Consider the following 22,429-nt stretch of genomic DNA (forward strand, 5'->3'; position numbering starts at 1 on the left):
GTCTCATCGTCATGGCCGGCTCATACCCGCGCAAAAGCATCTTGTATAGGGTAGGGGGGTATGGCAATGCAGATGGATGCATACAGCTCATCACAAAGAAAAGCTGCTCGCCCGCGTCCGTCGGCTGAAGGGGCAGGTCGAGGCAATCGAGCGCGCGCTGGAAGGCGATGCCTCCTGCGGTTCGGTACTTCACCAGATCGCCGGGGCTCGCGGCGCGATGGCGGGACTGATGGCGGAGGTGGTGGAAGACCACATCGTCTCGCACCTCGTCGATCCCGACGTGCATCCCGGAGCGCTCGATCGCGATGCCACCGAAGAACTCCTCGAAGTCGTCAGGGCCTATCTAAAATGAGCAACATACAGTCTCCGGTCGCCACCGGCATCGCGCCCCACAACCATGTCTTCCTCGGCGAGGGACATGAGCGCAACGAGCGTCGGACCTGGTTCGTGATCGTGCTGTGCGGGATCATGATGCTCATCGAGATCGTCGGAGGAATCATGTTCGGCTCGATCGCGCTCGTCGCCGATGGGCTGCACATGTCGACCCATGCCGGCGCGCTGCTACTCGCGGCCATGGCCTATACTTTCTCCCGCCGATACGCGAGCGACCCCCGCTTCACCTTCGGCACCGGCAAGCTCGGCGACCTCGCTGGGTTCACCAGCGCGATCGTGCTGGCGATGATCGCACTGCTGATCGGCTATGAGTCCGTCACCCGCCTGTTGGCACCGGTGCCGATCCACTTCGGCGAGGCGATCCCGATCGCGATACTCGGCCTAGGCGTCAACGTGGCCAGCGCATGGCTTCTGAGCGCCGGCGGTCACGATCATGGGCACAGCCACGGACACGTGCATAGCCATGGCCACGACGATCATGACGAGGAGCATGAGGACGAAGCACAGCGGATCACGGTTGCGGGTCGCGCGATGCTGCTCTCGATCCATGAGGACGGGGTTCCCCCTCGCTTCCGCCTCACAAGCGAGGATGGGGTAGCGCTCCCAAGCGAAGTGACGATCGAAACGGTGCGTGACGGCGACGCCCGCCAGCGCTTTGTGATGGTCGCGCGTGCCGGTTATCTCGAGAGCCGCGACGAAATCCCCGAACCGCATGCGTTCGCCGCGCGAATCGATGTCGCCGGGCAGGTGCAGGAGGTCAGGTTCGAGGAGCATGACCACGACCACGGCGCGCACCACCGCGACAACAATATGCGGGCTGCCGTCATCCACGTCGTTGCCGACGCTGCAGTGTCGGTATTGGTGATCGTCGGGCTGATCCTGGCGCGTACATTCGGGTGGCTTTGGATGGACCCGATCGCGGGCCTCATCGGTGCGGCCGTCATCGCGAGCTGGTCTTATGGCTTGGTGCGCGATACCGGCGCAATCCTGCTCGACATGCTGCCGAATGCGCGGACCGCCGATCGTCTGCGGCGCGAGATCGAGGGCGGCGGCGACCAGGTGGTCGACCTGCACCTGTGGCGGCTGGGTCCGGGCCATCTCGGCGCGATCGTCGCGGTCGCGACCGGGACGGACCGCGATGCTGCCTTTTATCGCGAGCGGCTTGCCCATATTCCGTCGCTGTCGCATCTCACGGTCGAGGTTAATCGGGCAGCGACGTGAACACGGCCCAACTGCCGTTCGCGCTGCTGGTTGGCATCGTCACGGCAGCGGCGACCGTCGTCGGCGGTACGCTCGCGATCAGGTTCCGCTCGGCGAAAGGGATGTTGTTCGGCTTCAGCAGCGGAGCGGTGGTTGGCGTCGCGCTGCTCGACTTGTTGCCTGAAGCACTGGATCTCGTCGGGCCGGATGGAACGGCGCTGAGCGTGACGACGGCGGCCGCTTGCGGGTTCGCCGGCTATTGCCTGCTCGACCGTTCTTCGGCGATGCTGTTCGGCCAGCAAGACGGTCATGGCAGATATCTCGGGCCGGGCAGCCTGACGATGCACAGCCTGATGGATGGCCTCGGCATCGGGCTCGCTTTCCAGGTGTCGTCCGCAGCGGGGGTGATCGTCGCGATCGCTGTACTCGCGCATGATTTCCTGGACGGAGCCAACACCGTCACTTTGAGTTTTGTCGGCGGCGGCAGCGTCCGGGCAGCGCGGCGCTGGCTGGCCCTAGATGCGCTCGCCCCTCTGATCGGCATCGCGATCGCACGGATGGTGGTCGTGCCTGTGCAAGTTTTGGCGTTGCTGCTCGGCGTATTCGCAGGTGGTTTCCTCTATATCGGCGCTAGCGAACTATTGCCCCGGAGCCGTGATGGGGAGACCGGGCTGGCCCGGGCGGGCGCGACGGCACTTGGCTTGGCCTTCATCTACCTCGTGGTGAGGCTGGCCGCCCTATGAGGGAGGGAAAGACATGAAGAGTCCCTGCGTGGACGTCTGCCGGTTCGATGGACGGACGGGTTGGTGTATCGCCTGCGGGCGGACGCTTGCCGAGACGCGAGGCTGGCGCAAGGCACCCCGACCGAAGCTGCTTGCGATTGCGGCAGAATTGCCCCGTCGGCTTGCGAAGCTGGCGACGCGGGAGGGGAACGATAAGCCGAAGTCGGGCTGACCTTCCGATGCGGGGCTTGTCCAGCATCGACGCAGCGACCTACCAGGACGGCTTGAAATTGCCCTCCAGGCTGTGATCGTCCCCTGGATGCCAGAAGCGGCCGAAGGTGACGGGCACGTCGACGTTCCAGGTGCGCCGCTCGACGACGAGGCACGCCTCGCCCCTATCGATCGCCAAGTGACCCGCGATCACCGGATCGGCGGCGCGCGCGGTGATGCTGTGCTTGGCGTTGGTCCATGGAACATGCGCGAGCAGCCATTGGCCGGGGCTTACCGTTTCGAGCGGCTGACAGGCGATTTGCGGCGCTGCGTCGACGTTGACGACGCGTTCCTCGAGCTGGAACGGCTGTCCGTCCGCCGAGTGGAGGCAAAGCATTCGGACGAGCGGAGCCCGGTCCGCCACGCCGATCAGTTCCCGGGCGGGTGAGGGCCCCCGGACCATCTCGCATTCGAGCAGCTTATAGCCGTATTGACGCCCCTCGCGACGGATGCTGTCGGCGGCATCCCATATTTCCATGACGGGCCGCTCGCGAGCGAGTTCTGTAACGACGGTGCCTACCTTGGTGCGCCGTTGCAGCAGTCCTTCGCTTGCGAGACTCTGGATCGCCTTGTTCACGGTCATCCGGGCAGTGTTGTAATGCTCGGTCAGCACCATCTCGGACGGAATGCGCGTCCCGGCCGGCCAGTCGCCACTCAAAATGGCGAGCGCGATTGACCGTCGGATCTGGAGCCAGAGCGGTCCCTCGCCGTCAAGCGTCGGTACGTCCTCAGGGTGTTTGCACGCCGGCTGGCACTGCGTGGCACGCGCGATAACAGCTACGTTCAAAATACCTCCTCGGTGCCCGCGGGCGCTGCCACTTCCCGATCACCGGCATCATACACCAAAAACACGGTTGAACGCTAATGCGTATGAGCACCTCATTTTCCCTCTTGACGGCAACAAAAGGAACGTCACACTCCATTTGACTATACAAAAAGAAAAGTCGGCGGGAGAGCGGGCGTTATATCAAAAGGGGGTGATCGTGATCGACCGGATTCGTAGATACAAGATACAGGCTTCCTTCGCAGCGCTAGCCATCGCTTGCAGCAGTGCCGCGCATGCACAGTCGTCGCCGACGCCCGCACCGCCAACGCCGACAGGCGCGCCTCAGACCGATGGCACCGCCGTTTCCTCGACGCAGACGGCAGGCGGCACCGCCACCACGTCGGAGACAACCCAGGCGACTGACGGCGACGTCATTACCGTCACCGGCTGGCGGCTGCGACAGCTCGATGTCGCCGCGCCGACCGCCAGCCGCCTCAATCTGTCCGTTCGCGAAACGCCGGCGACGATCGACCAGATCACGGCGGGCGAGATCCTCACACGCGGCTTTCGCACGGTTGAGGAAGCGACCGACAGCTTGCCCGGTCTCACTTCCGGCGGCTCGCCCGGCGATCCGTCGCTCTTTTCGATGCGCGGTTTCACCGGCGAGCAGGTCACGATCCTGCACAACGGCATCTACATCGGCCCGGCGAACATGATCAATCGTCCTGGCAACACCTTCAACATCGCCAGCATCGACGTGCTGCAGGGCCCGGCTTCGGTACTATACGGCCAAGGCGCGGTTGGCGGCGCGATCAACATCGTCAACAAGCACCCCGACCTGACCCACGACAGCTTCGAAGCGCTCGGCTCCTACGGCACGTTCAACACCGTCAGTACCGGCTTTGGCGGCAACAAGGTGCTGAGCGATAGCGTCGCGATCCAGGGCGACGCGAGCTATCATCGCACCGACGGCTATGTTCACAACACGCCATCGGACTCGCTCGATCTTACGGGCGCGATCACCTACAAGCCGACCGACGCATTCTCCCTTGAGTTCAGCATGGACTATCTCAAGGACGACCTGTCACCCTATTACGGCACACCGCTGGTGCCCGCCTCGTTCGGCACTGATCCGATCAAGGGTATCCTTTCGACGCCCGATGGCCAGGTCATCGACAAGCGGACGCAATTCATCAGCTACAACGTGGCCGACCATCGGACGCATTCCACCCAATATTGGCCGCGCCTGACGCTTAACTGGCAGCCGAACGACTGGATAACCGTTAGCAATAACGCCTATTATTTCCATGCCGATCGGCAATGGATCAACGCCGAAAATTACGACTTCGATACCACTACCAAGCAGATCGACCGGGACCGGTTCTTCGTGTTCCACAAGCAGGATATCGAGGGCGATCAGTTCTCGGTCAGCTTCAACAAGCCGGTACTCGGTCTGGAAAACAAGGCAGTCATCGGCGCTGACTACAGCCACCTCAATTTCATCCGCTCTCGTGGATTTCCGGACGGCGATAGCGTCGACATCTTCAATCCCAATCCGGGTCTGTTCGGTCCGATTCAGGAGCGGGTGAGCCCGACGCGCTGGGATCAGGGTTCGCTCTTCGGCGAAGACGTGCTGACGATCGCCAAGGGGCTGCACCTCGTCACCGGCCTGCGTGCCGAGCGCATCTACCTCACGCGCGAAAACTACAATGTCGACGGTAGCTTCAACGCCGGGACGAGCTTCAAGCGGACCTACAAGATGTTCAACTGGCGCGCCGGCGTCACCTACGACCTAGGCCCACTGACGACCGCCTACTTCTCCTATTCGACCGGCAAGGATCCGGTGAACTCCAACATTTTTCTCGTGAACGCGGGCGAGAATTTCCCGTTGTCCAGCGCGCACCAATTCGAGGGCGGGATCAAGACCGATCTCGCTGGCGGCCGCGGCTCGCTGACGCTTGCGCTCTACAGCATCGACCGCAAGAACATCCTGACGCAGATCGCCCTCGATACGGTCAGCAATGTCGGGGAGCAGAAGTCGAAGGGCGTCGAATTCTCGGGCCAGTTCAAGGTCACGCACAACTGGACCCTGATCGGCAGCGCGACCTATACCGATGCCAAATATGAGAACTTCGTCGACCCGAACTATGGCGTGAACGCGTCCGGCAATACCCCGCCGGACGTTCCCGACTGGACCGGCAACGTCTGGACCACGTTCCAGCATGTCGGCGGGCTTCCGCTCGAGATCGGTGGCGGCGTCAAATATGTCGGCAATCGCTACGGCAACACGTCGAATACCCTGAAGCTCAAGGATTATGCCACCGGCATCGTCTATGTGACCTACACGATCCAAAAGGGCATCGACTTCACGCTTCGCGTCAACAATGTGTGGGATAAGACCTTTGTCCAGTGGGCCGATATCTTCTACCCCGGTCAGGTCCAGCTCGGCGAGCCGCGGCGCGTCGAGGGGAGCGTCCTCGTCCACTTCTAGGCGACGCCGGAACGACGCGATCGTCCGGAAGCTGGTCTGGTTCCACCGGTGGCTCGGACTTGCGACGTGTCTGATCTTCGCACTCTGGTTCGCCAGCGGAGCCGTGCTGCTGTTCGAGCCCTTTCCTTCGCTTCCCAAAGCTGAAGGACAGGCGCTCGGACGCACGATCGACCAGGCGGCGGTTGTGCTGACGCCGGTGCAAGCGCTCGCCGCTGCCGGCGGCGGCACGGCCGTTCGTCTCCGGCAGAGGGGTGACGCGCCTGCCTATATCGTCGCCGGTGGCGCGCATCCGGTCGTGATCGACGCGAGCAACGGTCGACGGATGCCGTTGCTGTCGCCGCAAGCCGCTGCCTCCGTGTTCGGTCCGGGATTACCGGCGCGAGGCGCGAGCGTCGTCGGGCCGTTCGGCTACGATCAGTGGGTCGTCCACAATCAGTTCGATGCCCTGCGACCCTTCTATCGCGTCGATCTCGCCGATCCGGTGGGCACGCAAATATATGTGTCGGCGCGAACCGGCGACATTGTCCAGCGCACCACACGCTGGCAGCGTGGCTGGAATTGGGTCGGAGCGGTGCTCCATTGGGCCTATGTCACGCCGCTGCGATCGAGCTTTGCGGTATGGGATCGGACGGTCTGGATCGTATCGTTCGTCGCCATGCTCGTCGCCGACGCGGGCATGATCCTCGGCATCGTCCGCATGCTCGCGGTTCGGCGTGCCCGTCGGCCCGGCCTGACATTCTACCGCCAGCGCTGGATGCGATGGCACCATCTGGTCGGCTTGTTCGCCGGCATCTTCGTGCTGACCTGGATATTGAGCGGGTGGCTCTCGATGGATCACGGTCGCCTGTTCTCGCGCGGACAGCCGACGGATGCGCAGGTCGCCCGCTATTCCGGGCTCCCGGCCAATGTCGCCGCCGCCAGCGTGGATGGGGCTCTCCTTCGTCGTCTTCCCCCTGCGAACGAGATCGCGATCACGTCGGTCGCTGATGTACCGCTGCTGGCGATAACGGACCAGAACGGAAAATCGGGGTTGCTCACTATCGCCGGGGTGCCGGTGGCACCGGCGAAAGCCGACGAGCTGATCGCGAAGGGGCTCGGCCGAGCCTGGGGGACGCCACCCGCGCTTTCGGGCGTTTCGGTCCCGCTCGACGATTTTTACTCTCTCGCCGAAGGGCTGCCGCCCTCAGCGCGGCGGTTCGCGGGCGCAGATGCACGGCCGCCGGTCTATGTCGACGGAGGCACCGGAAACATCCTCGTGGTGATGAGCACGAGCCGCGCCGCCTACGCCTGGATCTATTATGCGCTGCACAGCTTCAACTTTCCCGGCGTCGCGCGTCACCAGGTCCTGCGCGACATTCTCGTGCTCATCCCGCTGACAGCGGGCTTCCTGTTCAGCATCACGGGTGTCGTCCTGGGCTGGCAGCGCCTGCGCAAATCGACAGTTCCCGCCAAATCGAAGGAGATCACACGGTGAAGGATCAGCTTTTCCTCATGCAGCCCGGCTTCACGAACGCCGGCATGGGGCCGTTCTATTGCGGTGACTCGGTCAGCGTCGAAGGGCTGCTGGGCTTCTTCCCGGAGCTGCGCGAGAAGGTCGACGTCGAATATGTCCCCTTCACCCGGCCGCGTCAGCCGATTACCGCGTTGCTCGGCGAGGAGAACCAGTCAATCCCGGTGCTGGTGCTTGGCGAGGGCGAAGGCGGCGACTTTGGGGCCAAGAAGGCGAACGGTCATGCCTTCATCAGCGACGAGCGTCAGATCCGAAACTACTTGTCCGGCAAGTTCGGGCTGCCCGAAGCCGGCTGACGGGATGCGGCGGCGGGCCTATTCGGCGGCGACGATCGCCCCGGTGGTGCCTGCCGCCGTCCGATTGGTCACCATGCGCTGATAAAGGCGCCTGACGATCCCACTGCCGGTCGAGGTGAAGGTGCATGGAAGAACTGCATGGACAAGGCAGGCCAGACCGCCCGCGATCATGGCCATACCGAACGAGCCGGCCACGGCCATATGCTCGCTATAGCTTTCGCCGACGCTACGGGGATGATCCAGAAAAAGGCGGTTCAACATCGCTTCGGCTCCCGTGGCTGACAAGACCCTTATGCCGTAGGGGGCCGCACAGCGGGTTCTCTTCTTCGGTCGTAATGCGCCTTCCCGTAGAACGTCATTCACCGACCGGATGATGTCGGAGAACGTCAATCTCGATCGTACCGACCGGCGCATCCTGGCCATTCTCCAGGAGGATGCGACGCGCCCGGTCGGCGAGATCGCCGAGGCGGTCGCGCTTTCCCAGACGGCGTGCTGGAAGCGGATCAAGCGGCTCGAACGCGATCGCGTGATACTGCGGCGGGTGGCACTCCTCGACCGCGACCTGCTCGGACTCGGCGTCACCGTGATGGTCGCCGTCCGCACCGCCCAGCATAGCGAAAAGTGGCTGGAGGAGTTCGCCCGCGGTGTCTCGATGATCCCGGAGGTCGTCGAGTTCTACCGCATGAGCGGCGAGATCGATTATCTGCTCAAAGTGGTGGTGCGCGATATCGCGGATTACGATCGCATCTACCGCAAGCTGACCAAGGTCGCCAATCTGCACGATGTCAGCTCGTCGTTCGCGATGCAGGAGATCAAGTCGACGACGGCGCTGCCGGTGCTCGACTAGGAGGAGCGCAGCCTACGGATCGTCCGCCGATAACGATCTGCGATCTGCGATCGGCGGATGTGGCGACCATCCCGAACAACCTGCCGTCCCGCACGCCAGACGCTGTGGATATCACCTCGAGCGAAAATCCAATGATCCAGCAGCGTGTCGCCGCTCCCCATTACGTCTGGACAGGCGAAGGCGACGATATCGGCTGGTGCGCCGGATGTGAGCGCAGCGTCGTCTGTGCCGAGCGCCTGAGCCCCGCCGTGAAGCGCGGCCGAAAAGAGTGTCCGGCCGGTCGACTGCCCGTCGCGCGCGAGGACGTTGCGTTGGCGCAAGGTGAGGCGCTGGCCATATTCGAGCAGCCGCAGTTCCTCGGCGGCGTCGATCCTGACGTTCGAATCCGAACCAACGCCAAACCGGCCGCTGGCGTCGAACAATGCACCGACCGGAAACAGGCCGTCGCCCAAATTGGCTTCGGTGATCGGGCAAAGTCCGACCACGCAATGGCTGGCCGCTATCGCTGCAAGTTCGTCCGGTTCGACGTGCGTCGCATGAACGAGACACCAGCGTGCATCGACCGGCGCATTGTTCATCAACCATTCGACCGGGCGTCGACCCGACCAAGCGACGCACGCGTCGACCTCGCCAAGCTGTTCGGCGACGTGAATATGGATCGGACCATCGGGTGCCAAGGCGATCAGCGCCGAGAATTGTTGAGGCGTAACGGCGCGCAAGGAATGCGGTGCGACGCCGAGTACGGCGTCATCCAGGCCCTTCAGTGCCTGTCCGGATGCGTCGCGCAAGCGGGCAAAGCTATCCAGGCTGTTGACGAAACGACGCTGCCGCTCGCTGGGTGGGGTGCCACCGAATCCGGCGTGCGCGTAGAACACGGGGAGCAGGGTCAGCGCGATATCGGCGTCCGCGCTCGCCGCAGCGATCGCGGCCGCCATGCGGGCCGGCTCGGCGTAGCCGCGCCCGTCGGCATCGTGATGCAGATAGTGGAACTCGCCCACGCGCGTGAAGCCAGCCTCGAGCATCTCAACGAAGGCCATAGCAGCGATGTCGTTGATGTCTTCCGGCGTGAGCGTGGCCACCAGACCATACATTGTCTCGCGCCAGCTCCAGAAATCGTCACGCCCGCCGCTGCCGGGCGTCTCGGCGAGGCCGGCCATGGCGCGCTGAAAGCAGTGGCTGTGGAGATTGGGCAAGCCAGGCAGACCGACATCGTATCGATCGTCCTCGGGCACCGGGTCGGTATCCGACTCGACTGCCGCGATCTTCGCGCCATCGACTCGGATACGCACGCGGGTGGCCCAGCCCTGCGGCAGCAATGCCCGCTCGAACCAGATCGACTGCATCTCTGTCCATTCGTTGTCTTGCCGCTGGACAATAGCGGCTCGCCGTGATTTGTATAGACAAAAGGAGTAACGATGAAGGTCGACACGGTTTGGCGCAATGCGCGCCTTGCGACAATGGTCGATGGCGGCCTCGGGATCGTCGAGCAGGGTGTCGTCGCGTGCGTCGACGGGGTCATCGCCTATGCCGGTCCGGCGCACGATGCCCCGGCATTCGACGCGGGCCGCTCGATCGACTGCGACGGGCGTTGGATCACGCCGGGGTTGATCGATTGCCATACCCATCTCGTCTTCGCGGGGGATCGGGCACGGGAGTTCGGGCTGCGATTGGCGGGTGCCTCCTATGAAGAGATCGCGCGCGCGGGCGGCGGCATCCTTTTCACGATGAAGGCGACGCGGGCCGCGTCGCACGACCAGTTGATCGCTGGCGCGCTACCAAGGCTGGACGCGCTGATCGCCGAGGGCGTGACGACCGTCGAGGTGAAGTCGGGCTATGGCCTGACGATCGAATCCGAACGGGCGATGCTGCGCGCTGCGCGACAGCTCGCCGACGATCGGCCGGTCGAGGTTGTTACCACCTTCCTCGGCGCCCATGCCCTGCCGCCGGAATTTGCCGGCGATCCCGACGGCTATATCACACTGGTCTGCGACGTGATGCTTCCGATGCTGGCGGAGGAGGGGCTCGTCGACGCGGTTGACGTCTTCTGCGAGGGCATAGGATTCAGCGCCGATCAGACGGGCCGCGTGTTCGTGGCGGCGGCGTCGTGCGCCTTGCCGATCAAGGTCCATGCCGAACAATTGTCCAACCAGCAGGGGGCAGCGCTTGCCGCGCGTCATCACGCGCTGTCGGCCGACCATCTGGAGCATGTCGATGCGGCCGGCATCGCGGCCATGGCAGCGAGCGGCACGGTCGCGACGCTGTTGCCGGGTGCCTTCTACTTCACCCGCGAGACGATGCTGCCGCCAGTCGCTGCCCTGCGGGCCGCGGGGGTGCCGATCGCGATCGCAACCGACTGCAATCCCGGCACCTCTCCCCTGACATCGCCCCTTCTGGCGATGAACATGGCGGCGACGTTGTTCCGCCTCACGGTCGACGAATGCCTGCGCGGTATGACGGTCAACGCGGCGAAGGCGCTCGGACGGCACGCGGAGATCGGCACGCTGGAGGCCGGCAAGCGCTGCGACCTGGCGATCTGGAATGTCGGGCATCCCGCCGAACTTGTCTATCGCATGGGGTTCAATCCGCTCCATGCCCGTATCTGGAGTGGCCGATGAGCGAGCTGGTGCTGACGGCGGGTGCGGTCGGTCTTGCCGACTGGCGCGCCGTGTATCGCGGGGCGGTCGCCCGCCTCGATCCCGCCTCCGGGCCGGCGATTGCGGGAAGCGCAGCTTCGGTGACGCGCATCCTCGCCAAGGGCCTGCCGGTTTACGGGATCAACACGGGGTTCGGGAAGCTGGCCTCGGTGCGGATCGGCGACGCCGATCTCGCGGCGCTCCAGCGGAATATCGTGCTCAGCCATTCGGCCGGAACGGGGGCACCCGCGCCGGTGGCCGTCGTTCGGCTGATGATGGCGCTGAAGCTCGCCAGCCTCGCACAGGGTGCATCGGGGGTGCAGCCGAAGACGGTCGCGTTGATCGAGGCCATGCTGTCGAACGACTTGATACCTGTCGTGCCTTCGCAAGGATCAGTGGGCGCTTCGGGTGACCTGGCACCGCTCGCGCACATGGCCGCCGCGATGATCGGCGTCGGCGAAATCTTCGTCGGCGGCGAGCGTTTGCCCGCCGCCGATGCACTGGCGCGCGTCAGTCTAACTCCGCTCGAACTTGGGCCGAAAGAGGGGCTGGCGCTCCTCAACGGCACGCAATTCTCCTGCGCGCTGGCGCTTGCCGGGCTGTTTGAGGTCGAGCGGCTCTTCCAGTCTGCACTCGTGACGGGTGCGCTGGCGACCGAGGCGGCGAAGGGGTCGGATACGCCGTTCGATCCCCGCATCCATAGCTTGCGCCGGCACGCTGGCCAGATCGAGACCGCGAGCGCGCTGCGCACGCTGATGTCGGGGTCGGAGATCCGCGCTTCGCACCTCGTCGACGATGTGCGGGTGCAGGATCCCTATTGCCTGCGGTGTCAGCCGCAGGTCATGGGCGCGGTGCTCGATCTTCTCCGCCAGGCCGCCACGACGCTCGCGATCGAGGCCAATGGCGTGTCGGACAACCCGTTGATCTTTCCCGACGACGACGAGGCGCTGTCCGGCGGGAATTTCCACGCCGAGCCGGTCGCGTTCGCGGCCGACATGATCGCGCTCGCGGTCTGTGAGATCGGCTCGATCACCGAACGCCGGATCGCTATGCTCGTCGATCCCGCGCTATCGGGACTGCCGGCGTTCCTGACGCCGAAGCCGGGTTTGAACTCGGGCTTCATGATCCCGCAGGTCACGGCCGCGGCGCTGGTTTCCGAGAACAAGCAGCGTGCCTATCCGGCCAGCGTCGACTCCATCCCGACCTCCGCCAACCAGGAGGATCATGTATCGATGGCGGCGCATGGCAGCCGTCGCCTGCTCGACATGGCGGCAAACGCCAGCGCGGTCGTTGGTATCGAGCTGCTTGCGGCGGCGCAGGGCTGCGAGTTTCATTCGCCGCTCGCGTCGAGCGACGCGCTCGAGGCGGTTCGTCGCCGCCTCCGGTCCGAAGTGCCCGCGCTCGCCGACGATCGCTATTTCTATCCGGACATGGAGGCTGCGAATGCGTTGGTCCGCTCCGGCGCCATCACCGCCGCGGCGGGCGTCGAGCTGCCGTGTCTCGCATGACCGACTGGCTGACCGTCTCGCGCGGGGATGCGCCCCTGGTCGTCGCGTTTCCGCACACCGGCACCGACCTGCCGCTCGGCGTGGAGCCGCGGTTCACATCATCGTGGCTCGCGCGCAAGGACGCTGATTGGTGGATCGACGGGCTGTATGCCTTTGCGCGCGACCTCGGCGCGACCACGATCCACACGCGCATGTCGCGCAGCGTGATCGACGTGAACCGCGATCCGTCGGGCATGTCGCTCTATCCGGGGCAGGCGACGACGGGCCTCTGCCCGATCACGACGTTCGACGGGGAACCACTCTACCGCGGTGCGGAGCCGGACGCTGCAGAAATTGCCGAAAGGCGATCGACGTGGTTCGATCCGTATCATGCAGCGCTACGGGCAGAGATCGCGCGACTACGCGCCGATCACGCCAAGATCGTGGTGTATGACGCGCATTCGATACGGAGCCGCATTCCGCGTCTCTTCGATGGCGAACTGCCGCAATTTAACATCGGTACGAATGGCGGCGCAACCTGCGACGAGGCGTTAGGTGGTGCTGCCGCCGACATCTGCGCGGCGAGCGGTCGCAGCCACATCCTCGACGGCCGCTTCAGGGGTGGCTGGACGACGCGCCACTATGGGCGACCGACGGAAGGGGTTCATGCCATTCAGATGGAGCTGGCGATGCGCGGCTATATGGCCGAGCCTGTCGAGCCGAGCCCGGCGAACTGGCCGACGCCGATCGATCTTGCGACCGCTGCGCCCGTCATCGACATTCTCACCGACGTTCTGAAGGCGTGTCTCGCCTTCGCCACAAGCTGAAGGAACGGCATGACCCGTCTCGACAATAGCCGCATCATTAAGCCTGCGACCGGCACGGTGCTGAGCGCCAAAAGCTGGCTGACCGAAGCTCCGCTGCGGATGCTGATGAACAACCTCCATCCCGATGTGGCCGAGCGACCGGAGGAACTGGTCGTCTATGGTGGCATCGGCCGCGCCGCGCGCGATTGGGAAAGCTACGATCGCATCGTCGCCGCCCTTCGCCGCCTTGAAGACGACGAGACCCTGCTGGTCCAGTCGGGCAAGCCGGTGGGCGTGTTCCGCACGCACGCCGACGCGCCGCGCGTGCTGATCGCCAACTCGAACCTCGTGCCCAAATGGGCGGACTGGGCGCATTTCAACGAACTCGATCGCAAGGGCCTCATGATGTACGGCCAGATGACGGCCGGCTCGTGGATCTACATCGGCACTCAGGGTATCGTTCAGGGCACCTACGAAACCTTCGTCGAGATGGGTCGCCAGCATTATGGCGGCGATCTATCCGGCCGATGGCTGCTGACCGCAGGGCTCGGCGGCATGGGGGGGGCGCAACCGCTGGCGGCGGTCATGGCGGGAGCCTCATGCTTGGCGATCGAGTGCCAGCCGAGCCGCATCGAGATGCGGCTTCGCACCGGCTATCTCGACCGGACGGCCGGTTCGCTTGATGAAGCGCTTGGGATCATCGAGCAGAGCTGCGCCGCGAAGACGCCGGTCTCGGTCGGGCTCGTCGGCAATGCGGCCGAGTTGCTTCCCGAAATGTTTGCGCGCGGCGTCCGTCCTGATCTGCTGACCGACCAGACCTCGGCGCACGATCCCGTGAACGGCTACCTGCCTGCGGGCTGGACCGTCGCCGAGTGGATCGACAAGCGCGAGCGCGATCCCGCTACGGTCGAAAAAGCCGCCAAGGCATCGATGGCGACGCATGTCCGGGCGATGCTCGATTTTCGCGCCGCCGGCGTCCCCACGGTCGACTACGGCAACAACATCCGCCAGGTCGCGAAGGACGAGGGGGTCGCCGACGCGTTCGCCTTTCCCGGTTTCGTGCCCGCATATGTTCGACCGCTCTTCTGTCGTGGCATCGGTCCGTTCCGCTGGTGCGCTCTCTCCGGCGATCCCGAAGACATCTACAAGACCGACGCCAAGGTGAAGGAACTGCTGCCGGACGATGCAAGCCTGCATCGCTGGCTTGATATGGCCAGGGAGCGGATCAAGTTTCAGGGCCTGCCGGCGCGCATCTGCTGGGTCGGCCTGGGCGATCGCCATCGCCTTGGCCTCGCGTTCAACGAGATGGTCGCCTCCGGCGAACTCAAGGCGCCGATCGTAATTGGGCGCGACCATCTCGATTCCGGCTCGGTTGCCAGCCCCAACCGAGAGACCGAAGCGATGAAGGATGGCAGCGATGCGGTATCCGATTGGCCGCTGCTCAACGCGCTGCTCAACACCGCCTCGGGTGCGACCTGGGTATCGCTCCATCACGGTGGCGGCGTCGGCATGGGGTACTCACAGCACGCCGGCATGGTCATTGTCGCGGATGGGACGGATGCTGCGGCTCGGCGCCTCGATCGCGTACTATGGAACGATCCCGCCTCGGGCGTGATGCGTCATGCCGACGCGGGTTACGAGGTCGCGATCGATTGCGCGCGCGAAAAGGGGCTGGACCTGCCGTCGCTCGATCGGAGCGAGATTGCGTCGCGGGCATGAACACTCCGCCCATGCTCGGTGCCGATCTCTACTGTGATATCGAAGGTGAACAGACGAGTGGGTGGCGCGAGTATCTGCCAGGCTTACTGGTGGCCGGGCTGGCATCGCTGGCGGCCGCCTATCTGTCCGATCACTATGGCGCTCCAGTAACGCTGATGGCGCTGCTCATCGGGCTCGCCATGAACTTCCTCAGTGCTGACAAGCGGCTGCTGCCGGGATTGGGATTCGCCTCGCGTACCTTGCTGCGCATCGGCATCGTTCTCGTCGGCGCCCGAGTGACGCTCTCCCAGGTCGCCCATCTCGGCCTGCCGGCGCTGGCGTCAATCGTTGTGATCGTCGGCATGACACTGCTGACGGGCGCGCTCGTCGCGCGCTGGCTTGGGTTCGACTGGGCGTTCGGCGTGCTGGCCGGCGGCGCCGTGGCGATCTGCGGTGCCTCGGCAGCGATGGCATTGGCGACCGTGCTCGGCGAGCGTCGGATCAGCCAGGCGCAGCTCGCCCTCGTACTCGTGGGGATCTCGGCCTTCAGTGCGTTGGCGATGATCGTATATCCGGAGCTGGCGCATCTTCTTCGGTTCGACAATGCACAGGCGGGATTCTTGCTCGGCGTTTCAATTCACGATGTAGCGCAGGCGCTCGGAGCCGGTTATTCATTCTCGCGCGATGCCGGCGAAAGCGCGTCGATCGTGAAGCTAACCCGGGTTGCAATGCTGGCACCGACCATGGCGGTCGTGGGCTGGGCGTTCGCCGATCCAGCCAGTCGGGAAGCCGGAACCTTAACGCTCCCGTGGTTTGTCGTAGGCTTCTTTGTCCTAGCGGCTATCAACTCCGCCGGGCTGGTACCTGTCGTGGTCGCGAACGGGGCCAGCAGCGCCGCAGCGGCCATGCTGGTCTGCGCCGTCACCGCGACCGGGATCCGATCACAGATGCACAGCCTGCTCGCCGGCGGCTCGCGGCCGCTCATCGTGATCTTCGCTGCAAGTCTGGTGGCGCTGACCCTCGGGTTGATCGCCGCCGCCACGATTGTCGGCTAGGTGCCTCTCGATGTCGTCCGATTGGCGGAGAAAGCTGCGAAGCCTTGGCGAAACGGCGGGGGGCTCACGAGCGAACTGGTATCGGGGCCGAGCTGTAACGCGACACCAGGCTGGCGGATCAGCATCGCTCAGATCGACTGCTCGGGTCCGTTTTCGCTGATTCCCGGATACGATCGAACGCTGACGCTGATCTCCGGGAGGGCCACGCTCGGCGTGGAGCACGAGACGGTAGCATTGACGCCAAGGAAACCCGTCCAGTTTCGCGGAGACATCTTAACAGAAGTTCGCATCGGCCGATCGCGAGCGTTAGCGCTGAACGTGATGACCGATCGCCGATTGTACAGCCATTCAGTCGAGATCATCCAGAGCGGCGGCAATATACAGCCGACGGAATCCGGCCAGGCAAACTACGTCGTAGCTCTTACTGGCGGACGGATTGGCAAGGCTGAACTCGCACCCGGTGACCTTCTTTGGAGGTCATTCCCCGATCCCTTGTTACGCTCGGGGGTCATCGCCGCTCTGATCCGCATCGTTGCCATAGCCTGACCGGCCGTTCCCAAAATCTTTCGCGCCGGCCCTTTATCACGTTTCAAGCGCCCAAAAGGGTATACCCTGTGGAAACGCCGCCATTGAACAGCATTGGTGTTCCATCAGGCTACATGTCGGGGCAATCAGCAGCTTGTTTCCTAGATCTAGAAGCAAATTGAACGGAAGCGCCTTTGTAACAGCGGGAACCGCCTTGGAAAAAGGCGGCGACGGGCTGGCGGGCGGCGGAAGTGTTCCGGCGCATGGGTCGCACGTACACATACTCAAGCCAATCCCATGTAATTAGCGATAACGTTGATTCCTGCTAATTACATGCTGGCGTAGATTCCGGTGATCGGTTAGCCCGTTTCCTAGATTCCGGGCGGTCTCACTCACCGGCCGGGCGGATGAACGAGCGGCGCAGGAGGTCGGCGTGGCCGATGATGACATCGATGATGCGGCTCGCGTCGACCGCGCGGACCTGGACGCGATCGTGGATAACGCGCTGGTCGTCGTTGATGGGGTCCAGTCGCTCGAACCCTATCTCCCACAGCTCGCCCCCCAGGATCGCGAGCGCGTCGACGACTACGTCCGCCGGGCGTCCGCCGACGCGACGCTGCGCGCATACAAGTCGGACTGGCGGCTGTTCTGCGCGTGGTGCCAGGAGAGCGGCTATCGCCCGCTTCCCGCGACGCCGGCGACGGTCGCCGCGTTCCTGACGCTGCTCGCCGAGAGCGGGTTCAGTCCGCAGCAGCTCCGACGAACGAAACGCGGGACGGTGCTGCCGCGCAAGGAGCCGGTGCCGCTCGGCCGCGCAACGATCGGCCGGCGGCTCGCCGCGATCGTATTCGCCCATCGCGCCGCCGACGTTGAGCCGCCGACTTCGCAGCCCGACGCGGCGCGCCTTGAGCGGGCGATGCGCGGCATTCGTAAAGACAAGCGCGGCGAGTTGCCCGGCAAGAAGCGACCGGCAGACGGCGACGTGCTGCGCGACATGGTACGCGCCATCGTCGGCGATGATTTGCGCAGTTTTCGCGACCGCGCGCTACTCGCGATCGGAATGGCGGGTGCTTTCCGGCGCTCTGAGTTGGTAGCGATCACGGTCGGGCGCGTCAGCGAGGACAGCCGCGGGTTGCTTGTGCGCATCGCAGCGTCGAAGACCGATCAGGAGGGCAAAGGTCATACCGTCGCCATCCCAGATGGAAGCCGACTCGAACCCGTGCGGCATTATCGCGCTTGGTTGGAGACGGCCGGGATCACCAGCGGGCCCGTCTTTCGCAAGCTGACGCCTCAGGGCCGTCTGACTGATATGCCTATGAGCGCCCAAGGCGTGGCGCTCGTGGTAAAAGCAGCCGCAGTCGCCGCGGGTTACCCGCCCGAGATGTTCTCAGGCCACTCGCTCCGCGCTGGCTTCCTCACCGAAGCCGGTCGCCAAAACGCCAATTTGTTCAAGATGAAGGAACACAGCCGGCATTCCTCTCTGGAGATGGTGGCGGAATATGTGCGAGATCATGAACGGTTTCGCGAGCATGCCGGCGAGGGTTTCCTGTAGTTAGACCCACAAACGACATACTGTCGTAAATCCGCTGATCCCAAATTCGGACGTTGGTTCATTCTCGTCCAATAACCACGCGGGCGAAACGGCCTTCGGCGGCAGACAGGATGTGGGCAGCGGACATGTGCCCACCTGCAATCTCGAGCTGGGGCGACGCGTCACTCGAAGTCAACGGCATCGTTGCTGGTGCACCGTAGTGACTTTCGCGAAGACCGGATCGGTGCCCTGTTGATCGCTTGACGAAGAAGGGCCCGCGTTGAAGGTATAAACCATGGCTGACGTAGATACCCCCACGCTGATAACCTCTATAGCTCTCGCGTCGTCGCCCGCCGACATGATCTCCGCGATCACCCGCGACCAGTTGGAGAATGCACTCGATGCAAGCCGTCGCCGGCTGCGTATCTATCAGAGCTTGAAGAGCGTCAGCGACGTAATCGGCACCCAATATGGCGACCGTGTCCTCTTCGAGCTGCTGCAGAATGCCCATGACGCGCACGAGCCTGACGAAGAAGGCGAGATCGCGGTCCGCCTGATCATCGACGCCCCCGACCGCGGCACGATGCTGGTTGCTAACAAGGGTCGGTCGTTCAGCACCTCCAACCTCGAGGCGATCCGAAACATTGGGACGAGCGACAAGGAGATCGGCGAGGGTATCGGGAACAAGGGACTGGGATTCCGCAGCGTCGAGGCGTTGACCGACGACGTCCACATCTATTCGGCGACCGACACGCGAAGCGCGACGCGGTTCGACGGTTACTGCTTCCGCTTCGCGACGGTCGAAGAAATCGCACGCCAGCTCGAGGCGCTCGGTGCGACAACGGAGGCGAGCAAGACGATCGCGCTCACCATCCCTCGTTATCTTGTCCCGGTCACCGTGCAGGACCAGTCCGACGCGGTCCGACTCTTGTCGGCGGAAGGCTATGCGACGGTCGTGGCGCTTCCGCTCGCATCGAAGGAGTCGATCGACCTTGCCCGCAAGCAGGTCACCGCGGTGCTGGAATCGCCGGCACCGGTGCTCCTCTTCCTCGACCGGCTGACAGCGCTCGATATCGCGGTGGTCGATCCGGAGGAGCCGGGCGCCCCCAAGCGCCTGACCCGCAAGGTGACCGGGATCGATGCCGACCTCCCCGATGGCCTGCGCATGGAGCGGGTCAAGCTCAACGGCAGCGCAGATTTCCTCCTGGTCCGCCAGACGCTGCCGAAGGCCCGCGTGCTGGAGGCGGTGCAAGCAAGCATCGCCGCGGCACCACCCCTCAAGCGCTGGCTGCAGTGGAAGGGCGATGCGGTGGTGTCGGTTGCCGTTCCCCTCGACGCGCCGATGCTGCCGACGCCGAGGCTGTTCAACTTCCTGCCGATGGACGAGCGCGCGGTATCACCGATGGCGGGCCATATCGACGCGCCGTTCTTCGCGGACATCGATCGGCGATCGATCAAGGCGGACCTGCCGCTCAACAAATATCTGATCGAGGCTGCGGCACGCGCCGCGGCACAGGCGGCGCTCGCGATCGTCGACCGGGACCTGCCGCTGCCCGAGAACAGCGTGGTCGATCTCGCCGCCTGGTCGGGCACGCACATGACCAAGATCGTCGAGGCCTTCGTTGCGCTGAAGCGGCCCCTTGCGAAGGCGGCGATCTGGCCGGTGGTGTCGGGCGGTCCGTCGCGCTGGGAAAGTTTCAGCGAGCTCTTTGCCTGGCCCGATGTCAGCGCCCGCCAGTTGACGCCGAGCAAGCTCGCGGCCGTCGCCCATGCCGCGATCGTTCCGCCGTCAATCGGCGAGGGTCGCCTGGCACGCATGCGCAGCCTGGCGAGCGCGGTATCCCTGCCCCTGGACCCGAGCACGGATACGCTGTCCGGCTGGGTCGAGGCGATCGCCGAGCAGATCGCGAGCATTGGGCGACCGTCCGCCCGGCGATGGCGTGGATTCTATGACGATGTGACGGCGCTCTACACCGCCACCAAACTCGAACTCTCCTCGCTCGAAGGAAAGAAGCTCTTTCCCGATCCCGACGGGAAGCTCCTGATAGCGACCGCAAAAGGGCTCGAGGGCGCTCCGCCCGTGTTCCATCGCTTTGGCAAGGAGCGCGGCAAGCGCAACGAGGGGCCGCCCGCTCCGCCACCCTCGCTCTCTCGCAAGTTTCGGTTCGTAGGTTCTGCGGTTGAGATATCAGACACCAGCCTGCGCGCCTTCGAAAAGGCCGGCCTGCTTCGGCGATACGACCCGATGGAGGCGCTCGCCAGCCTCAAGGGCGCGCTCGGCCACGGCGCAACCGACCTCCAGCACCGCGAGGCGCTGATCTGGTCCTACAAGGTCTGGCGCAACACCGGGGGCAAGGCGGTCGAGGATGCACTCCGCGGCGCGGCCTTGTCTGTGCCGTGTCTCGGCGGCTTGAAGCCTGTCGCGCAAGCGTCGTTCTCGGCGTCATGGACCACGCTCGGGCGAACGCTCGAACAGTATCTCCACGAGGCCGCACCCTTTTCGAGCGACGCGAACGCCGTGAAGGACGCGCTTCTGGTGAGTTTTGTGTCTTGGCCGCGCGCCGGGTCCGATGATCGCCGCGAAGACTGGCTCCGTTTCCTAGGTGTGCTCGGCGTCCGCGATGGCCTGCAACCGATCGCGGGCACGATCCGGCGGGTTGGCACCCCGAGCGGTCACTGGAACAGTTTCCTGTTTTCCGGCCACGCCGCCGAAGGTCTCGGTCCCGGTTGGACCGTCCACGGTCGCACTAAGTCGCTGTCCTATCCCCAGACCGAGTATCAGTTGAGGGGAGAGGCGTGGCGGTTTCCCGGGCAAATGGAACACGCCTGGTTTTCGCCGAGCGCCAAGGAGGCGCTCTCCGATCTTATCGTAAGCTACCTTCGCGAGCACGGCGAGGCCCATTTCACCTTCTCCATCGCGCATTGGCGCGGGTGGGAGACGGTCGAGCTACCGACCCCGCTGCAGGTCTTCCTGCGGAACGAGGCCTGGCCTGCCAGCCTGCGTCGCGACGAAACCTTGTTCGCCATGGCCCGGGACAGCTGGTCGACGACGGCCGCCCGGCAGATTCCGCCGCGTTTCGTCCCGCGCTTCTGGGCTGAACCGGGGAACCGCGCGACCCTGCCCGCGACCCTGTTCGACGAGCGCGTCGGCCTGCAGGATTGGGCCGCCGCAAGTTCGGCACCCGCTAGGCTGGGCGCGCTCGGCGCCGCGCTTGCCGACATGTCGGCGTCCGAGCGCCGCGATCTGCGCGAGCAGCTACGGCGAACCTGGAGCGACGTGGCCGAACAGCGGCTGGTCCTTCCCACTACGCTGGAGCTCGTCGTCGAACGGTCCGGCGGCCTGGAATTGCTCGCGGCGGCTCCGCAGGCGCCTCGGGTCGTCCATGTCACGACGGAGCGGCAAGGGTTCGCGGCGCGCGCGCTGGCCGACCGGGGCGAAGCCGTGCTCGATGTCGGCGAGATCGACGGCGCGGTCATCCGCGATCTCCTGGCTGCGACCGGCGGGTTCGCACCGCGGCTCGCCGATGCCGGCGACGTCCAGCTCCAGGTCGACGGGACGACGTTCGAGCCCGATGTCGACGACCCGAACCTCATCGCTGGTAGCCTCGCCTGGCTCAGCGACGTCGCAGTCCTGGCGCACGAATATCTGGGCGACGCTCTGGAACTGCGGACCCTGTCCACGGACGAGCTCGATCGTCGATTGCGCCAGATCAGGTTGCGCCGGTGCGGCCGCTTCGCCTTGCTGATCGATGATCAGGAGATCACCGCGCATGGCGACGATCGCGTCCAGGCGGTCCCACATCCGCGAACGCCCACCCTGCTGGTGACCGGCACCACGCCACTGGATGTGGACCTGCTTCTCGAAGCCGCTCCTGCCATCACCAAGCTCGTCGGCGCGCGTCGAAACACACTGGAGCCGATGCTCGGCCGGTTGTTGCGCGAGGGCTATACCGACGCGTCAATGGCACCGAGCGAGGAGATGCTCGCGCGTGCAATCCGGCGTGACATCAGTGTCGTGCGAGACCATTTCGCGGCGACCCGTGGGGGCGTCGAGCGGCGGGTCCGCGCACTCCTTCCAGTCGTCGCCTTCCTGCGCGACCGCGCCCTCGCCGACAATCTTGCGGACCGTCACGACCGGCTGGGCCAATCGCTCAAACTACGCAACGGGCTCACGCAGCAAACTGGGGGCGAGATCGCCG

Annotated in this window: 19 protein-coding genes; 16 read left to right on the forward strand and 3 right to left on the reverse strand. The window is 64.7% G+C overall.

The window, feature by feature from the left end:
- Positions 1 to 76 precede the first annotated feature (76 nt).
- From ACFE7D_RS05175 to ACFE7D_RS05190, 4 genes are read left to right on the forward strand one after another with little or no spacing between them, the layout of a single operon-like run.
- Entirely contained in the window at positions 77 to 352 is a 276-nt protein-coding gene (locus tag ACFE7D_RS05175) for a metal/formaldehyde-sensitive transcriptional repressor (protein ID WP_375394364.1), read from the forward strand.
- Positions 349 to 1,614 (forward strand): CDF family Co(II)/Ni(II) efflux transporter DmeF, encoded by a 1,266-nt coding sequence (gene dmeF, locus ACFE7D_RS05180; RefSeq protein ID WP_375394365.1) that lies wholly within the window; start codon positions 349 to 351, stop codon positions 1,612 to 1,614. The genes ACFE7D_RS05175 and dmeF overlap by 4 nt, the downstream gene beginning before the upstream one ends.
- The gene (locus ACFE7D_RS05185) at positions 1,611 to 2,336 is read left to right on the forward strand and encodes a ZIP family metal transporter (protein ID WP_375394366.1); all 726 of its coding nucleotides are present in this window, start codon (positions 1,611 to 1,613) and stop codon (positions 2,334 to 2,336) included. Before dmeF ends, ACFE7D_RS05185 begins: the two co-directional genes overlap by 4 nt.
- Positions 2,337 to 2,349: 13 nt before the next feature.
- The gene (locus ACFE7D_RS05190; protein ID WP_375394367.1) at positions 2,350 to 2,547 is read left to right on the forward strand and encodes a DUF1289 domain-containing protein; all 198 of its coding nucleotides are present in this window, start codon (positions 2,350 to 2,352) and stop codon (positions 2,545 to 2,547) included.
- Between the two features lie 39 nt (positions 2,548 to 2,586).
- On the opposite strand, the gene ACFE7D_RS05195 is transcribed toward ACFE7D_RS05190, so the two are convergent.
- A complete protein-coding gene (locus ACFE7D_RS05195) occupies positions 2,587 to 3,243 on the reverse strand; it encodes a UTRA domain-containing protein (protein ID WP_375394368.1) in 657 nt (218 codons plus the stop codon).
- A 1-nt stretch (position 3,244) separates the two neighbouring features.
- Between ACFE7D_RS05195 and ACFE7D_RS05200 the strand changes: the two genes are divergently transcribed.
- The 3 genes from ACFE7D_RS05200 (at position 3,245) to ACFE7D_RS05210 (ending at position 7,648) form a co-directional block, all read left to right on the forward strand.
- Complete coding sequence (locus ACFE7D_RS05200) at positions 3,245 to 5,842, forward strand: TonB-dependent receptor (protein WP_375394369.1); 2,598 nt, start codon at positions 3,245 to 3,247, stop codon at positions 5,840 to 5,842.
- A 73-nt stretch (positions 5,843 to 5,915) separates the two neighbouring features.
- Positions 5,916 to 7,316: a peptidase gene (locus ACFE7D_RS05205; RefSeq protein WP_375394379.1), complete on the forward strand. Its 1,401-nt coding sequence runs from the start codon at positions 5,916 to 5,918 to the stop codon at positions 7,314 to 7,316.
- Entirely contained in the window at positions 7,313 to 7,648 is a 336-nt protein-coding gene (locus tag ACFE7D_RS05210) for a DUF3088 domain-containing protein (RefSeq protein WP_375394370.1), read from the forward strand. The genes ACFE7D_RS05205 and ACFE7D_RS05210 overlap by 4 nt, the downstream gene beginning before the upstream one ends.
- An 18-nt stretch (positions 7,649 to 7,666) precedes the next feature.
- On the opposite strand, the gene ACFE7D_RS05215 is transcribed toward ACFE7D_RS05210, so the two are convergent.
- Positions 7,667 to 7,909 carry a DUF6356 family protein gene (locus tag ACFE7D_RS05215; protein ID WP_174275600.1) on the reverse strand — a complete coding sequence of 81 codons (243 nt, stop codon included), beginning with the start codon at positions 7,907 to 7,909 and terminating at the stop codon, positions 7,667 to 7,669.
- A gap of 112 nt (positions 7,910 to 8,021) precedes the next feature.
- On the opposite strand from ACFE7D_RS05215, the gene ACFE7D_RS05220 reads away from it, so the two are divergent.
- A complete protein-coding gene (locus ACFE7D_RS05220) occupies positions 8,022 to 8,495 on the forward strand; it encodes an Lrp/AsnC family transcriptional regulator (protein WP_375394380.1) in 474 nt (157 codons plus the stop codon).
- Here ACFE7D_RS05220 and ACFE7D_RS05225 read toward each other — a convergent pair.
- Positions 8,492 to 9,838, reverse strand: coding sequence for a formimidoylglutamate deiminase (locus ACFE7D_RS05225; RefSeq protein WP_375394381.1), 1,347 nt, complete (start codon positions 9,836 to 9,838; stop codon positions 8,492 to 8,494). The genes ACFE7D_RS05220 and ACFE7D_RS05225 overlap by 4 nt on opposite strands.
- Before the next feature lie 72 nt (positions 9,839 to 9,910).
- Here ACFE7D_RS05225 and hutI point away from each other — a divergent pair, with 72 nt between their 5' ends.
- The 8 genes from hutI to ACFE7D_RS05265 form a co-directional block, all read left to right on the forward strand.
- The gene (hutI, locus tag ACFE7D_RS05230; RefSeq protein WP_375394371.1) at positions 9,911 to 11,110 is read left to right on the forward strand and encodes an imidazolonepropionase; all 1,200 of its coding nucleotides are present in this window, start codon (positions 9,911 to 9,913) and stop codon (positions 11,108 to 11,110) included.
- Complete coding sequence (gene hutH, locus ACFE7D_RS05235; protein ID WP_375394372.1) at positions 11,107 to 12,636, forward strand: histidine ammonia-lyase; 1,530 nt, start codon at positions 11,107 to 11,109, stop codon at positions 12,634 to 12,636. Before hutI ends, hutH begins: the two co-directional genes overlap by 4 nt.
- Entirely contained in the window at positions 12,633 to 13,442 is an 810-nt protein-coding gene (gene hutG, locus ACFE7D_RS05240; RefSeq protein ID WP_375394373.1) for an N-formylglutamate deformylase, read from the forward strand. The genes hutH and hutG overlap by 4 nt, the downstream gene beginning before the upstream one ends.
- 9 nt (positions 13,443 to 13,451) lie before the next feature.
- Positions 13,452 to 15,140 (forward strand): urocanate hydratase, encoded by a 1,689-nt coding sequence (hutU, locus tag ACFE7D_RS05245; protein ID WP_375394374.1) that lies wholly within the window; start codon positions 13,452 to 13,454, stop codon positions 15,138 to 15,140.
- Positions 15,137 to 16,174, forward strand: a complete 1,038-nt coding sequence (locus tag ACFE7D_RS05250; protein ID WP_375394375.1) for a YeiH family protein — start codon at positions 15,137 to 15,139, stop codon at positions 16,172 to 16,174. Before hutU ends, ACFE7D_RS05250 begins: the two co-directional genes overlap by 4 nt.
- Positions 16,175 to 16,720 carry a HutD family protein gene (locus ACFE7D_RS05255; protein ID WP_375394376.1) on the forward strand — a complete coding sequence of 182 codons (546 nt, stop codon included), beginning with the start codon at positions 16,175 to 16,177 and terminating at the stop codon, positions 16,718 to 16,720. It begins immediately after the preceding gene.
- Positions 16,721 to 17,132: 412 nt separating this feature from the next.
- Positions 17,133 to 18,251, forward strand: coding sequence for a tyrosine-type recombinase/integrase (locus ACFE7D_RS05260; RefSeq protein WP_375394377.1), 1,119 nt, complete (start codon positions 17,133 to 17,135; stop codon positions 18,249 to 18,251).
- A 274-nt stretch (positions 18,252 to 18,525) separates the two neighbouring features.
- Positions 18,526 to 22,429: sacsin N-terminal ATP-binding-like domain-containing protein (locus ACFE7D_RS05265; RefSeq protein ID WP_375394378.1), on the forward strand; the 3,904-nt coding region annotated here is incomplete at its 3' end.

Source organism: uncultured Sphingomonas sp. (genome assembly GCF_964244235.1).
GTDB lineage: Bacteria > Pseudomonadota > Alphaproteobacteria > Sphingomonadales > Sphingomonadaceae > Sphingomonas.